Origin of the sequence: Sphingopyxis soli, assembly GCF_018682675.1 — a bacterium.
In the GTDB taxonomy this organism is placed as follows: Bacteria; Pseudomonadota; Alphaproteobacteria; order Sphingomonadales; family Sphingomonadaceae; genus Sphingopyxis; species Sphingopyxis soli.
The window spans coordinates 1-14,152 of sequence record NZ_JAFMTR010000046.1 but is presented as its reverse complement, the minus strand read 5'-3'; the positions used below and the strand labels follow the sequence as shown (position 1 = coordinate 14,152).

At 67.4% G+C, this 14,152-nt stretch carries 12 protein-coding genes; 10 read left to right on the top strand and 2 right to left on the bottom strand.

Annotated features, from left to right (window positions below):
- The 5 genes from J1N50_RS07005 to J1N50_RS06985 all read left to right on the top strand — a co-directional run.
- The coding region (locus tag J1N50_RS07005) for a hypothetical protein (RefSeq protein ID WP_215351678.1) at positions 1–217 on the top strand (217 nt) is incomplete at its 5' end.
- Between the two features lie 60 nt (positions 218–277).
- The gene (locus J1N50_RS07000) at positions 278–1,666 is read left to right on the top strand and encodes a TIGR03013 family XrtA/PEP-CTERM system glycosyltransferase (RefSeq protein WP_215351675.1); all 1,389 of its coding nucleotides are present in this window, start codon (positions 278–280) and stop codon (positions 1,664–1,666) included.
- Between the two features lie 2 nt (positions 1,667–1,668).
- Positions 1,669–3,765 (top strand): XrtA/PEP-CTERM system histidine kinase PrsK, encoded by a 2,097-nt coding sequence (prsK, locus tag J1N50_RS06995; RefSeq protein WP_246553198.1) that lies wholly within the window; start codon positions 1,669–1,671, stop codon positions 3,763–3,765.
- A 2-nt stretch (positions 3,766–3,767) separates the two neighbouring features.
- Positions 3,768–5,144, top strand: a complete 1,377-nt coding sequence (gene prsR, locus J1N50_RS06990) for a PEP-CTERM-box response regulator transcription factor (protein ID WP_215351669.1) — start codon at positions 3,768–3,770, stop codon at positions 5,142–5,144.
- Positions 5,145–6,989 carry a tetratricopeptide repeat protein gene (locus J1N50_RS06985; protein ID WP_215351666.1) on the top strand — a complete coding sequence of 615 codons (1,845 nt, stop codon included), beginning with the start codon at positions 5,145–5,147 and terminating at the stop codon, positions 6,987–6,989.
- Between the two features lie 144 nt (positions 6,990–7,133).
- Here J1N50_RS06985 and J1N50_RS06980 read toward each other — a convergent pair whose 3' ends face one another.
- Positions 7,134–7,481: a GntR family transcriptional regulator gene (locus J1N50_RS06980; protein WP_215351663.1), complete on the bottom strand. Its 348-nt coding sequence runs from the start codon at positions 7,479–7,481 to the stop codon at positions 7,134–7,136.
- 71 nt (positions 7,482–7,552) lie between these two features.
- Positions 7,553–8,134 (bottom strand): nitroreductase family protein, encoded by a 582-nt coding sequence (locus J1N50_RS06975; RefSeq protein WP_215351681.1) that lies wholly within the window; start codon positions 8,132–8,134, stop codon positions 7,553–7,555.
- A gap of 186 nt (positions 8,135–8,320) precedes the next feature.
- Here J1N50_RS06975 and J1N50_RS06970 point away from each other — a divergent pair, with 186 nt between their 5' ends.
- From J1N50_RS06970 to J1N50_RS06950, 5 genes are all read left to right on the top strand, one after another.
- On the top strand, positions 8,321–9,943 hold the full coding sequence (locus J1N50_RS06970) for a peptide MFS transporter (RefSeq protein ID WP_215351660.1): 1,623 nt from the start codon (positions 8,321–8,323) through the stop codon (positions 9,941–9,943).
- Between the two features lie 3 nt (positions 9,944–9,946).
- On the top strand, positions 9,947–11,362 hold the full coding sequence (locus J1N50_RS06965) for an amidohydrolase (RefSeq protein WP_215351657.1): 1,416 nt from the start codon (positions 9,947–9,949) through the stop codon (positions 11,360–11,362).
- The gene (locus J1N50_RS06960; protein ID WP_215351655.1) at positions 11,359–12,660 is read left to right on the top strand and encodes an amidohydrolase family protein; all 1,302 of its coding nucleotides are present in this window, start codon (positions 11,359–11,361) and stop codon (positions 12,658–12,660) included. The genes J1N50_RS06965 and J1N50_RS06960 overlap by 4 nt, the downstream gene beginning before the upstream one ends.
- A gap of 149 nt (positions 12,661–12,809) precedes the next feature.
- Positions 12,810–13,511, top strand: coding sequence for an NnrU family protein (locus tag J1N50_RS06955; protein WP_215351650.1), 702 nt, complete (start codon positions 12,810–12,812; stop codon positions 13,509–13,511).
- A 7-nt stretch (positions 13,512–13,518) separates the two neighbouring features.
- Positions 13,519–14,055, top strand: coding sequence for a DUF1003 domain-containing protein (locus tag J1N50_RS06950; protein WP_215351647.1), 537 nt, complete (start codon positions 13,519–13,521; stop codon positions 14,053–14,055).
- Positions 14,056–14,152 lie beyond the last annotated feature (97 nt).

The window sequence follows — 14,152 nt, the reverse complement described above, 5'->3', positions numbered from 1 at the left end:
AGACCTTCGTCATTCCGGACTCGATCCGGAATCCATTTTTCCAGCGCTGCGCGAATGGACCCCCGACCAAGTCCGGGGTGACGAGACAAGGAAGGACAACTTCCGGCCGAAAGCGGCCGTCTGCGATTCCCGGCAAAGTCCGGAGCGCAGCCGCGCCGGGGCGCCGAACGGGGCTGCCGCTCTGGACTCGCCGCATCGGGGCGATAAACAAGTGTAAAATTAACCGACAGTTGACGCCTGCGCGCTAAATATATCCGCGAAAGGGCCAGACTTTCCGATGTTCCGACTGTTCAAACATTATGTGCCGCACGCGGTCGTCTGGCTGGCGCTCGTGGAATTTCTGGCCTTGCTGGGGTCGGCCGAGGCCGCGTGGCATCTTTATGCCCGTTATGCCGGTTTCGACCCCGGCGCGCTGACCGATCGCTGGTTGCCGCTTGCGACATTCGCGCTGTCCAACTCGCTCGCGATGATGGCGACCGGAATGTATGGCAACGAGGCGCTGCGGTCGATGAAGTTCGCGACCGCGCGGCTGCTCGCGGCGATTTCGCTGGGGGTGATCTTCCTTGCGGTCGTCGGCTTCCTGTTGCCGACCGCGACCTTGTGGCGCGTCAACAGCCTGTACGCGATGGCGTTCGCGATCGCGTCGCTGTCGCTGATCCGGCTGGCGCTGACGCAGAGCGCGGGTGCCGAGGCGTTCCGCCGCCGCGTTCTGGTGCTGGGCGCGGGCAAGCGCGCGATGCGGCTGAAGAAACTGGCCGAAGCGCCGGGAAGCGGGATCGTGATCGCCGGTTTCGTCGCAATGACCGAGGGCGAGCGTGCGATCGCGGACGCGGTGCCGCGCGCGATGATCGCCAGCATCGCCGACCATGTCGTCGACCTGCGCGCGGGCGAGGTGGTGCTGGCGCTGGAGGAACGGCGCGGCGCGTTGCCGCTCGACGACCTGCTGCGCGTCAAGACGACGGGGGTGCAGGTCAGCGACATCGCGAGCTTCATCGAGCGCGAGACGGGGCGCGTCGACCTGGCGACGACGAACCCGAGCGCGCTGATCTTTTCCGACGGCTTTTCGGCGGGCCAGCGGATTTCGCGCGTCGGCAAGCGATTGTTCGATATCGGCGCGAGCCTGGCGGTGCTGGTCGTCGGGCTGCCGTTGATCCTGATCGCGGGCGTCGCGGTGAAGCTCGATAGCCGCGGGCCGGTCTTTTATCGCCAGTCGCGCGTCGGGCGGTACGACCAGCCGTTCGAGGTGGTGAAGATCCGCTCGATGCGCACCGACGCCGAGGCGGCGGGAGAGGCTGTGTGGGCGTCGGAGAACGACCCCCGCGTCACGCGCGTCGGCCATGTCATCCGCAAGCTGCGCATCGACGAGCTGCCGCAGCTGTGGTGCGTGCTGAAGGGCGAGATGAGCATCGTGGGGCCGCGTCCCGAGCGCCCGGCCTTCGTCGAGGAACTCGAGCGCGAGCTGCCCTATTATGCCGAGCGTCATATGGTGAAGCCGGGGCTGACCGGCTGGGCGCAGATCAACTATCCCTATGGCGCGTCGATCGAGGATGCGCGGGCGAAGCTGGAATATGATCTTTACTACACGAAGAACTACTCGCCCTTCCTCGACCTGCTGATCCTCCTCCAGACCGTCCGTGTCGTGCTGTGGCCGGAGGGCGCGCGCTGACCATGCCGACGCTGGGAGCCCTCGCCGACATTTTATCCGCGCTGGCCTTTCTCGGCTATGGCGGGGTGACCTTGTGGCTGCTGGCGCGGCCGCGCGAGCGGATGGCGGCGCTGATGCCCGCGCCGCGCTGGCTGGCGATCGTCGCCGCCGCGACGATGGCGTGGAGCGCCTCGCTCTATGTCTTTGCGCCCGGCGCGTCGCAGGTGCTGGTCGCGCAGACGCTGCGCGACATGGCGATCCTCGGCTGGCTGGCGGCGACCTTCTGGCCGAAACCTGCCGCGATGGCGGGGGCGCAGCGGCTGATCTTTCGCCTGCTCGTCACGATCAGCGGCATTTCGCTGGTCGCGGGCCTGATCGCCCATTGGCGAAGCGCGGTGGCGAGCGCGTGGCTGGGCCCGTCGCTCGCCGTCTCGACGATGCTCGTCGCGATCGGCGGACTGCTGGTAATCGACAGCGGGGTCCGCCGCGCGAGCGCGGGCCTGCGGACGCCGGTGATGGCGGTCGCGGGCGGCTTTGCGATGCTGTGGGGCTATGAGCTCAACGTCCAGCTGATCGGGGCGATGACCGGCAGGGCGGCGACGACGCTGATCCATCTGCTGCCCGCGGTCGCGCTGGCGATTCTGCCGACCTTCGTGATCGCCGCGATGGATATCGGGCGCGAGCGGATGCGGCTGTCGCGCCCCGCCGCGGTGCGCACGCTGATCCTGCTCGGCGCGGCGCTCTATCTGGTCCTGATCGGGCTGTCGGGTGCGGTCGCGCGGCAGCTCGGCGGCGATTATGGCGACCTCGCGCAGGGGGTGTTTCTGACGCTGGCGCTGGGGGCGGGCGGGCTGCTGCTGCTGTCGGCGCGCGCGCGGGCGTGGCTGTCGGTCATGATCTCGAAGCATTTCTTCGAGCATCGCTATGACTATCGCGCCGAATGGATGCGCTTTACCGCGACGCTTGCGCAAGGCGACGGCGAGGACGATCGCAACCTGCATCGCCGCGCCGCGCGTGCGCTGGCCGAGCTGACGGGAAGTCCGGGGGCGCTGCTGATGCTGCCCGATCCGCTCGGGGCGTTTCGCGTCTCCGACCACTGGCATTGGCCCGCCGGGATCGATGAGGGCGCGGAGCTGCCGCTGCGGTCGGCCTTCATGCTGCAGGAAACGCGGCACATCGTCGACCTCGACGCCGAGCGGCGCGGCGAGAAGGGCGAGCAGGATCTAGCAATTCCGGGCTGGCTGCTGGCCGACCCGCGCGCATGGGTCGTCGTGCCGGTGCTGCATTTCCACCGGATGATCGCGGTCGTCGTGCTGCATCGCCCGCCGGTGTCGCGCGCGCTCGACTGGGAGGATCTCGACGTGCTGCGCATCGCGGGCCAGCAGGCGGCAAGCTATCTGGCCGAATCGCACAGCCAGGCGGCGCTGTCGGAGGCGAAGCGTTTCGACGAGTTCAACCGCCGCTTTGCCTTCATCATGCACGACATCAAGAATCTGGCGAGCCAATTGAGCCTGCTCGCGAGCAATGCCGAGCGTCACGCCGACAAGCCGGCGTTCCGCGCCGACATGATCGAGACGCTGAAAATCTCCTCGCGGCGGCTGTCCGACCTGCTCGTCCGGCTGTCGCCGCGCGAACGCGGGCCGTCGGCCGATGCGGTGCGCACGCTGATCGAGCCTCTGATGCGCGACGTCGCGGCCGAGGTGCGGACGCGGCGCGCGCTGTTCGTTGGCTGTCAGGCGGGGCTTGCGGCGTGGGGCGACGCGGGGTCGATCCGGCAGGTCGTCCAGCATCTGGTGAGCAATGCGATCGACGCGTCTGCCGAAGACACGCCGGTGCAGCTGATCGCGGTCGCCGAGAATGGGCGCGTGCGCATCGACGTGATCGACCAGGGGGCGGGCATGACCCGCGCCTTCGTCCGTGACGAGCTGTTCAAGCCTTTCGTTTCGACCAAGGAAGGCGGCTTCGGGCTGGGCGCGTTCGAGGCGCTGCAGCTCGCGCAGGCGATGGGCGGGTCGATCGAGGTCGCGAGCGAGCCGGGCAAGGGCAGCAATTTCACATTCTGGCTGCCGCTGGCCGAGGCCCGCGCGGACGCCGGAACGCCGACAGGAAAAGTGGCATAGACATGAACGACAGCGGGACCGCGCCGAAGAAATTGCTGGTCGTCGAGGATGACCCGGGGCTGCAGGCGCAGCTCAAATGGGCGTATGACGATTATGAAGTGCTGATCGCGGGCGATTTCGGCAGCGCGATCGAGCTGCTGCGCGCCGAGGAGCCTGGGGTGGTGACGCTCGACCTCGGGCTGCCGCCCGATCCCGACGGAACGCGCGAGGGATTCCGCGTGCTGAAGGCGATCCTCGAGGTGAAGCCCGATACCAAGGTCATCGTCGTGTCGGGGCATGGCGAGCGCGCCAGCGCGCTGGCGGCGATCGCGAGCGGGGCGTGGGATTTCTACCAGAAGCCGATCGATATCGAGGAGCTGGGACTGATCGTCCGCCGGGCGTTCCATGTCCACGAGCTGGAGGTCGAGAACGGGCGGCTCGCCGAGCGGGGTGCGGGCGACAATCGCGTGCTCGGCGGGATGATCACCGGGGCGCCAGAGATGCTGAAGGTCGCGCGGACGATCGAGCGGGTCGCGAACCTCGACGTATCGGTGATGCTGCTTGGCGCAAGCGGGACGGGCAAGGAACTGCTGGCGCGCGGGCTGCACGAGGCGAGCGGGCGGCGCGACGGCGCGTTCGTCGCGATCAACTGCGCCGCGATCCCCGAGAATCTGCTCGAAAGCGAGCTGTTCGGGCACGAGAAGGGCGCGTTCACCGGCGCGGTCAAGACGACCGAGGGCAAGATCGAGCTGGCGCACGGCGGCACGCTGTTCCTCGACGAGGTCGGCGACATCCCGCTGCCGCTGCAGGTCAAGCTGCTGCGTTTCCTGCAGGAACGGACGATCGAGCGGATCGGCGGGCGCAAGGCGATCGCGGTCGACACGCGCATCGTCTGCGCGACGCACCGCGATCTTGACGCGATGATCGCCGAGCAGCGCTTCCGCGACGACCTCTATTATCGTCTCGCCGAGATGGTGGTGAAGATCCCGCCGCTTGCCGAACGACCGGGCGACGCGGTGCTGCTGGCGCGGCATTTCCTGCACCACTATGCGCCCGAGATGAACCCGTCGGTGCGCGGCTTCGCGCCCGACGCGCTGCAGGCGATCGACGAGGGGCGGTGGCCCGGCAATGTCCGCGAACTCGAAAACCGGATCAAGCGCGCGGTGATCATGGCCGACGGCAAGCTGGTGATGAAGGACGACCTCGACCTGGCGGGCGGGAGCGAGGGGGAGGGCGGGGATTATCTGAACCTCCGCAGCGCGCGCGAAGCGGCCGACCGCGTCGCGATCCGCCGCGCGATGACGCAGAGCGAGGGCAATATCTCGTCGGCGGCGAAGTTGCTCGGGATCAGCCGCCCGACGCTTTACGACCTGCTCAAGCAATATCGGATGCAGGCCTGAGTGGTCCGTGTTCGCGTCCTGCTCGCCGCATCGCTGGCGGCGCTGGCGCTCGCGGGCTGCGGTGATGCCACGAAGGAGGGCGCGCGTAGCGAACTTCGCGAGCGCGCTGCAAAGCTGCAGGGCGACGTCGCGGCCGATCCCGGGGATATTGCGACGCGGGTCCGGCTGGCGCGCGTGCAGATCGCGCTGGGCGACGGCGTGGGGACCGAGGCGACGGTGAAGGCGGCGCTCGCGGCGGGCGCCAACGCCGACTATTTGCGCCCGCTGCTCGCGCGGGCTTATGAGTTGCAGGGGAACGGGACGCGCGCGCTGGAGGTGCTTGCCGACGGACCCGTCGCACCCGAGATGGCGGGCGAGGCGGCGTGGGTCGAGGGCGATGTCCAGCTTGCGGGCGGCGACCTTGGTGCGGCGCGTGCCGCGTTCGATCGCGCGGTCCGGGCGCTGCCGAACGAATCCGCGCTGTGGGTGTCGGTCGCCCGCTTTCGCGACGCCAACGCCGACGCGGCGGGCGCGCACGACGCCGCCGACTATGCGATAGAACTCGACGCGAAGAACAGCGCCGCCCTGACGCTCAAGGCGAAACTGGTGCGCACACAGCAGGGACTGAAGCCCTCGCTCGGCTGGTACGAGGCCGCATTGGCGGCCGATCCGGCCAACGCCGACGCGCTGATCGAGCAGGGCGCGACGTTCGGCGACCTCGGCCGTTACAAGGATATGCTGGCGTCGCTGCGCGCGGCGGTCGAGCTGGCGCCGGGCGATCCAAGGATATATTATCTGCAGGCGGTGCTGGCGGCGCGCGCCGGAAACTATCCGCTGGCCCGCAGCCTGCTCCAGCGCACGCGCGGCGCGATGGACGATGTGCCCGGCTTCATGCTGCTGAGCGCCGTCGTCGAACTCGAACTCGGCGGACAGGCCGTGGCGGCGACCTGGGCCGACCGGCTGCTGACCGAACAGCCGAACAATTTCACCGCGCGCCGCATCCTCGCGGTGGCCGACTGGGCCGATGGCGATGCCGGTGCGGCGGCCGATGCCCTGGCGCCCGTCGCGGCCCGCGCCGATGCCGATAGCTGGGCGCTGCTGCTCGCGGCGCGGCTGGCGGCCGAAACCGGGGATGCGGACGCGTCCGCAGCCTATCTGGCGCGCGCCGCGACGCTGGCGCGCGGCGCGGCGGCGCCGTTCGCCGCGAGCGACAGCTACGGTCTCGCTTCGCTTTCGGCCGACGGCGATCCGCTCAATCCGGCGAAGGCGATCCCGGCGATCTCCGCCGATATGGCGGGGGGCAATTATTCCGCCGCAATCGCGCGCGCGACGCGGCTGCGCGATGCCAACCCCGGGGTGGCCGACGCGCATGTCCTCCTGGGCGATGCGGCGCTGGCAGGCGGGCGGCTCGACCTTGCGGTGCAGGCGTACCGGTCGGCGCAGGCTCTCGATGCGAGCGAGCGGGTCGCCTTGCGGCTGGCCAACGCGCTTTACCGTATCGGCGACGCCGCGGCGTCGCGCCGGGTCGTGATGCGGCTGCTTGCAAATGATCCGTCGAGCGTGGCGGGCGAGCGGATCGCCGGTTCGCTGGCGATGGACGCCCGCGACTGGGATGCCGCGATCGGACATTATGAGCGCATTCGCCGGCGGATCGGCAACCGAGACGCCGTGGTGCTGCGCGAACTGGCCCGCGCTTGGATCGCAAAGGGCAACAGCGAGCAGGCGCTGCCGATGATTGCGCTCGCCTATCGGCTGCAGCCGCTGAACGGCGAGATCATGCGGATCTATGCCGATTTGCTGGACCAGCGCGGAAATGCGCAGGCGGCGGAGGATTTGCGCGACAAGGCGGCGCAGATCGGGCGGTAGGTGGCTGCTGACGAGCGACTGCGGCCGTTCGTCTCCCCCCGCAGGCGGGAGGGGACGGCATCCACGGCAGCGCGGATCTCATTGACCCCGGATCAAGTGCTGGGTGACGAAATTCCGTTCACCACTCGAGAGCGGAAAGAGCCCTCAGGCCTCGGTCAGGTCCAGCAGGGTGCGTGCATCGAGCCCGATCCGGCGCATCTGCTGCGCGACAGGGGGCCAGACGTTGGCGAGGAAATCCTGACGCATCAGCGTGCGTAGGCGGTCGGTCGCGCCCTCGGCGACGAACATGCCGACGCCGCGCTTTACCGTGACGAGCCCTTCGTCCTGAAAGGTCTGATAGGCCTTGGCGACCGTCAGCGGATTCGCACCTTCCTCCGCCGCAAGCGAGCGCACCGACGGGAGCATATCGCCGTCGGCGTAGGTGCCGTCGAGAATGGCGTTGGCGATCACGTCGCGGAGACGCTGATAGACGGGTTTGGACTGATCGAGCATGGCGACTTAATGCCATAAGACAGCAGTACAGTCAAATCGCGAAAATTAGAAAAACGCCATCAACGTTGAAATTAAATATCCCAAGCGCTTACGACGTCGTCATATTCGGGTCGCGGGCGCTCCGAGAGGTCGGCGGCGGGGGTTCCGAAGAAGAAATAGCCGACGATCGTGTCGCCGTCGGCGACTCCGAACGCCTTCGCCACATGGGGGCTGTACGCGGCCCAGCCGGTCAGCCAGCTGCCGACGAAGCCATGCGCGTGCGCGGCGTGGAGGAGATTCATGCCGACAGCGCCGGCCGACATCTGTTGCTCCCAGACCGGGATCTTTACGCCCGGCACCGGAGTAGAGATCAGGACGACGAGGCTGGGCGCCTGGTGCGCGAACTGGTCGAGCGCCGACAGGTCCATCCCCGCGGCACCGGGATTCTCCGCCACCCATGCGTCCTTGAGCAGCTTGGCGAAGGCACTCCGCTGGTCGTCGGCGATCGTGACGATGCGCCACGGCGCGAGCTTGCCATGGTCGGGGGTGCGGAGCGCGAGCGCGATGATATCGTGAAGCTGGCCCGCGTCGGGGCCGGGTGCGACCATGTCGCGCGCCTTGCCCGAGCGGCGGGTGGCAAGGTGTGTGCGGAGCGAGGAGATGTCGTTGAACATGGCCGCAATTTGGCGATCTTCACGCATATGCGCAAGTGTTGCGAACTATTCGCAATAAATTTCCCGGCGGCGCGACATGGTTTCACGCGCAATTAGATTCTTCCCTTGCGCAATTTTCGCGCTAGGTTGTCCCATTCGCGCGGCGGAAAGCCGCGGCAAAACATCCGGGAAAAGGGACGCAGTATAATGAAGAGCATGGCCTTGTGGGACGAGGGAGACTGGATCGCGGTGATCGCGCTCGTTGTCCTTGGCGTCTTCCTGAGCATTGGCGCATTGATCGCCGGCAGCAAGAAACCCGAATTCGCCGGACACCCCAAGGGCCTCTACATGCTCTTCTTCGCCGAGATGTGGGAGCGCTTCTCCTACTACGGCATGCGCGCGATCCTGATTTTCTACCTGACCCAGCACTGGCTGTTCAGCGACAGCAAGTCGAACCTGATCTACGGCGCCTATACCAGCCTCGTTTACATCACCCCCGTGCTCGGCGGCTATCTCGCCGACCGGTACCTCGGCCAGCGCAAGGCAGTGCTGTTCGGCGGCCTGTTGCTCGCAGCGGGGCATAGTCTGATGGCGGTCGAAGGGGTCGGGGGACAGGAGGACGCGACGATCAACGTCTTCTGGGCCGCGCTCGCCTTCATCATCGTCGGCTCGGGGTTCCTGAAGGCCAATATCTCGGTGATGGTCGGCCAGCTCTACCGGCTCACCGACGTCCGCCGCGACGGTGCCTATACGATCTTCTATATGGGCATCAACGTCGGCGCTGCGCTCGGCACAATCCTCGTCGGCTATCTCGGCCAGCGGATCGGCTGGGGCTACGGCTTCGGGCTCGCCGGCATCGGCATGCTCGCCGGTCTGGTCGTCTTCGTCCTCGGCAAGAGCGCGCTCCTCGGCGCCGGCGAGGCGCCCGCGCCGCTCGCAAAGTCGCGCGAATGGACGCTTTACGGCATCGGTCTTGCCGCGGTCGCGGTGATCTGGGCGCTCGTCCAGTATCAGGACGTCATCCAGTCGCTGCTCGCCATCTCGGGCGTCGCGCTGCTCGGCTATGTCCTTTACGAAAGCTTCAAGCTGGAGAAGGAACCGCGCGAGCGCATGTTCGCGATCCTTTTCCTCATCGCCCTCAACCCGCTGTTCTGGGGGCTGTTCGAGCAAGCCGGCGGATCGATGAACCTGTTCACCGACCGTTATGTCGAACGCGGCGCGGTCCCCGCATCGATCTTCCAGTCGATCAATCCGATCTACATCATCCTCTTCGCGCCCTTCTTCGCGGGGCTGTGGCAATGGCTGGGCAAGCGCGGCATGGAGCCGTCGGCTCCGGCAAAGTTCGGTCTGGCGCTCGCGCAGATGGGGCTCGCCAACCTCGTCCTCGTGTGGGGCGCCGAAGCGTTCGGCGTGGCGGCGATGACGCCGGTGCTGTTCGTCTTTCTTTACTATCTCCTCGCGACGACCGGCGAGCTGTGCCTCAGCCCCGTCGGCCTGTCGGCGATGAACCGGCTCGCGCCGTCCTATCTTGCGTCGCTCATCATGGGCGCGTGGTTCTATATGACCGCGGTCGGAAATTTCGTCGCCGGCAAGATCGGCGAGGCGACCGGCGGCCATGGCGGGGAGATGAGCAAGGCCAAGCTGCTCGAAATCTATGAGATGTTCGGCTGGATCGCGATTGGCGCGGCGGTTGCAGTGCTGCTGGTCAGCCCGATCGTCAAGCGCTGGATGCACCTCGACACGCTGCGCGATCGTGACGACGGCCTGGCGGGTGTCGGCGAAGCCGAGCCGCAGGCCGCGGGCATCCACCCCGAACCGAAGGGGGCGTAATCGATGGTCAGGAGCTTGAAGAGCGGCCTGCTGGCTGCGGCGTCGCTTGCCCTCGCCGCCTGTGCTTCGACCGGCGAGGCGCCGAAATCGGCGGGCGACAAGCCCGCCACCGCCGCGGCCGAAAAGCCGGCCAAGTTCGACAAGGATCCCTATCCCTCGACCTACAAGGGATATCCGACGCGGCTGACCGTGGTGAAGGGCGCGACCGTTTTCGACGGCGAGGGCGGGCGGTTCGACAATGGCACCGTGGTGCTGTCGAGCGGCAAGGTGCTGGCGGTCGGCGGCCCCGATCTGGAGGTGCCGACCGACGCCTATGTCGTCGACGGCACCGGCAAATATGTGACGCCGGGCGTCATCGACATCCACAGCCATCTCGGCGACTATCCCTCGCCGGCGGTCGATGCGCATTCGGACGGCAACGAGGCGACCTCGCCGACAACGCCCGAGGTGTGGAGCGAGCATAGTGTGTGGCCGCAGGACCCGGGCTTTACCCGCGCGCTCGCCAATGGCGGCGTGACGACGCTCGAAATCCTGCCGGGCAGTGCGAATCTGATGGGCGGGCGTTCGGTGACGCTCAAGAACGTGCCCGCGCGGACGATGCAGGGGATGAAGTTCCCGGGCGCGCCGTACAGCCTGAAAATGGCGTGCGGCGAAAATCCGAAGCGCGTTTATGGCGCCAAGGGGAGGATGCCCTCGACCCGCATGGGCAATCTGGCGGTCAATCGCCAGACCTGGGCGAAGGCGGCGGCGTACAAGAAGAAGCTCGACGAGGGGAAAGCGGTCGACCGCGACCTGGCGATGGAAACGCTCGCGGGCGTGCTGTCGGGCGAAATCGTCGTCCAGAACCATTGCTATCGCGCCGACGAAATGGCGATCGTCATCGATATGAGCCACGAGTTCGGATACAAGGTGTCGACTTTCCACCACGCGGTCGAGGCGTACAAGATCGCCGACCTGCTGAAGAAAGAGGGCATTTGCGCCGCGATGTGGGCCGACTGGTGGGGCTTCAAGATGGAAGCCTATGACGCGGTGCCCGAGAATATCGCGCTGATGTACAAGGAAGGCGCGTGTACGATCGTCCATTCGGACGATGCGAACCAGATCCAGCGGCTCAATCAGGAAGCGGCGAAGGCGCTCGCCGCCGGGCGCCGGATGGGGATGCAGATCAGCGACGAACAGGCGTGGACCTGGCTGGCGATCAACCCGGCGAAAGCGCTTGGCATCGGGGACAGGACGGGCAGCCTGAAGCCCGGCAAGATGGCCGACGTCGTGCTGTGGAACGGCAATCCGTTCAGCGTCTATACGCGGCCCGAAAAGGTCTGGATCGACGGCGCGCTGATGTTCGACGCGCTGGACCCGAAACGGCGTCCGGTGACCGACTTCGAGCTGGGGCAGCCGGGCGAAGGAGACGTGAAATGATCCGCGCGCTGCTTTTGTCCGCCGCCGCGCTCGTCGCGCTTCCCGCCGGGGCGCAGGACGTCGCGATCACCAATGCGAAGCTCGTCATCGGCGACGGCAGCGCGCCGATCGAGGACGGCACCGTCGTCGTGCGCGGCGGCAAGGTCGTTGCGGCGGGGCGCGGTGTGGCGGTGCCTGCGGGCATCGAGCGCGTCGATGCGGGCGGCCATTATGTGACGCCGGGGATCGTCGCGGCGTTCAGCCGCGTCGGGCTGGTCGAGGTCGATGCCGTCACCGGCACCAACGACCGATCGGCGACGCGCTCGCGCTTCTCGGCGGGGCTCGATATCGCCCCGGCGCTCAACCCGATGGGATCGCCGATCGCGGTCAACCGCGCCGCGGGCGTGACGCGCGCGATCGTCGCGCCGGGCAGCAGCAGCAATTTGTTCGCCGGGCAGGGCGCGGTCGTCGACCTTGGCGACGACAACGACATGGTGACCAAGCCGCGTGCGCTGCAGTTCGTGGCGTTCGGCGAAGACGGGTCGGCGAAGGCGGGCGGCAGCCGCGCCGCGACCTTCCTGCTGTTCCGCGAGCAGTTGCTGGCGGCGCGGAGCTATGCGCGTAACCCCGCGACGCTGGCCGAGTGGAGCAATGACTCGCTGATCCAGCGCGCCGATGCAGAGGCGCTGGTGCGCGTGATCAATGGCACGACCCCGCTGTTCGTGCGCGTCGACCGCGCGGCGGATATCCTGAACGTGCTGAAGCTGAAGGGGGAATTCCCGGCGCTGAAGCTGGTGCTCGTCGGCGCGACCGAGGGCTGGCTGGTCGCGCGCGATATCGCGGCGGCGAGGGTGCCGGTGCTGGTCTCGCCGCTGACCGACCTGCCGGGCAGTTTCGAGCAACTCGGCGCGACGCAGTCGAACGCCGGGCGGCTCAAAGCGGCGGGGGTCGAGGTGTCGGTCGGCGTGTTCGACGACGACGATGCGCACAAGATGGGTTATACGACGCAATATGCGGGAAATCTGGTCGGGCTGTCGAAGCTGCCGGGCGCGAGCGGGCTGACGTGGGATCAGGCCTTTGCCTCGATCAGCAGCGTGCCCGCGAAGGCGGTGGGCATGGACGGCGCGATCGGGTCGCTGCGCGCGGGGCGTGCCGGCGATATCGTGATCTGGGACAATGATCCGCTCGAACTCGGCAGCCGTCCGACGATGGTGTGGATCGATGGCAAGCGCCAGTCGCTCGTCACGCGGCAGGACCGGCTGCGCGACCGCTATCTGACGCCGACCGAAGGGGCATTGCCCAAGGCTTACGATCGGTGATTACAGTTGTTGAAGGCGTCCCTTCCCATTTCGTCATTCCGGCGCAGGCCGGAATCCTGCCGTAGCGATAGTCCGCACGGGTGAGATCCCGGCCTGCGCCGGGATGACGAAAGACTGGAGGGCGCCGCCGGGAGGAGAGGGGCCGTCCAATGCAACCGATGTCGCTTTTGATCACGACCTGCGCGCTGTTCGTCGGTTCGCATCTGCTGCTGTCGCATCCGCTGCGCGCGGGGCTTGCCGGGCGGCTCGGCGAGCGCGGCTTCATGATCGTCTATTCGATCGTCGCGATCGCCACCTTCGTCCTGATCGTGCAGGCATGGCGCGGGATGCCGCCCGAACCACCGCTGTGGGCCGTCGACGATCCGCTGTGGATCCTCGCGTCGCTGCTCGTCCTGGTCGCCAGCATCCTGTTCATGGGATCGCTGATCGGCAATCCGGCGATGCCCGCACCGAATGCCGCGGCCGCCGCGCAGGCGGCGCCGCGCGGGGTGTTTGCGATCACCCGGCACCCGATGATGTGGGGCTTCACCCTGTGGGCGCTCGCGCACGCGCTGGTGATGCCGACGCCCGGGCAGATCGTGCTGTCGGCGACGATCGCCTTCCTCGCGCTCGTCGGATCGGCGGGACAGGATGCGAAGAAGGCGCGGCTGATGGGCGACAGCTGGCGGCACTGGGCGGCGCGGACGAGCTTCGTGCCCTTTGCGCGCCAGGTCGCGGGAACGACGCCGTGGGGAGATGCCTTGCCGCGCGGCCATGCGCTGTTCGGCGGGATCGTCCTGTGGCTTGCCGCGACGTGGGCGCACGGCGCGCTGGGATTCATGGTTGCGGGGATATGGCGCTGGGTGGGATAGCAGGTGCATGAACAGCACCGCGCACCTTAACGATTTGTCGCTGCGGCTACTCGGCCGACCGTATGACGATCTGGATTTGGAAGAGAGCCGCGTCCTCCAGGCGATCGCCGCGCGGGCGCCGAGCAGCCGCGATGCGGCGGACCTTGGCGACGCGCAGGCGAGCCGCGGCGACCGGCTCGCCGACCGCGTCGCGGCGATCGGTGGCTCGTGGGGCTTCATCACCGTCTTCACGCTCGTGCTGCTGGGATGGATGCTGCTCAATTCGGAGGTGTTGCAGCGGTTCGGGCTGGCGTTCGACCCCTATCCCTTCATCTTTCTGAACCTGATGCTCTCGACTCTCGCCGCGGTGCAGGCGCCGATCATCATGATGAGCCAGAACCGGCAGGCCGCGAAGGACCGGCTGACCGCGAGCGTCGATTATGAAATCAACCTGCGCGCCGAGCTGGAGATCATGCGGCTGCACGAAAAGCTGGACCAGATGCGGTTTCACGAACTGCACGAGAAGGTCGACGAGCTGTGTGCGCGGTTGGAGGCGCAGGAATAGACGGGAAGGCTGTTTCGGGGGGGCTGTCGTTATAGTCCTCCCCATCGACTTGCGATGGGGAGGTGGCAGCCCGAAGGGCTGACGGAGGGGCCGAGCG

Coding starts and splice junctions, on each gene's coding strand:
- J1N50_RS07000 (WP_215351675.1), top strand. CDS start 278: ATGTTCCGACTGTTCAAACATTATGTGCCGCACGCGGTCGTCTGGCTG.
- prsK (WP_246553198.1), top strand. CDS start 1,669: ATGCCGACGCTGGGAGCCCTCGCCGACATTTTATCCGCGCTGGCCTTT.
- prsR (WP_215351669.1), top strand. CDS start 3,768: ATGAACGACAGCGGGACCGCGCCGAAGAAATTGCTGGTCGTCGAGGAT.
- J1N50_RS06980 (WP_215351663.1), bottom strand. CDS start 7,481: ATGCTCGATCAGTCCAAACCCGTCTATCAGCGTCTCCGCGACGTGATC.
- J1N50_RS06975 (WP_215351681.1), bottom strand. CDS start 8,134: ATGTTCAACGACATCTCCTCGCTCCGCACACACCTTGCCACCCGCCGC.
- J1N50_RS06970 (WP_215351660.1), top strand. CDS start 8,321: ATGAAGAGCATGGCCTTGTGGGACGAGGGAGACTGGATCGCGGTGATC.
- J1N50_RS06965 (WP_215351657.1), top strand. CDS start 9,947: ATGGTCAGGAGCTTGAAGAGCGGCCTGCTGGCTGCGGCGTCGCTTGCC.
- J1N50_RS06960 (WP_215351655.1), top strand. CDS start 11,359: ATGATCCGCGCGCTGCTTTTGTCCGCCGCCGCGCTCGTCGCGCTTCCC.
- J1N50_RS06955 (WP_215351650.1), top strand. CDS start 12,810: ATGCAACCGATGTCGCTTTTGATCACGACCTGCGCGCTGTTCGTCGGT.
- J1N50_RS06950 (WP_215351647.1), top strand. CDS start 13,519: ATGAACAGCACCGCGCACCTTAACGATTTGTCGCTGCGGCTACTCGGC.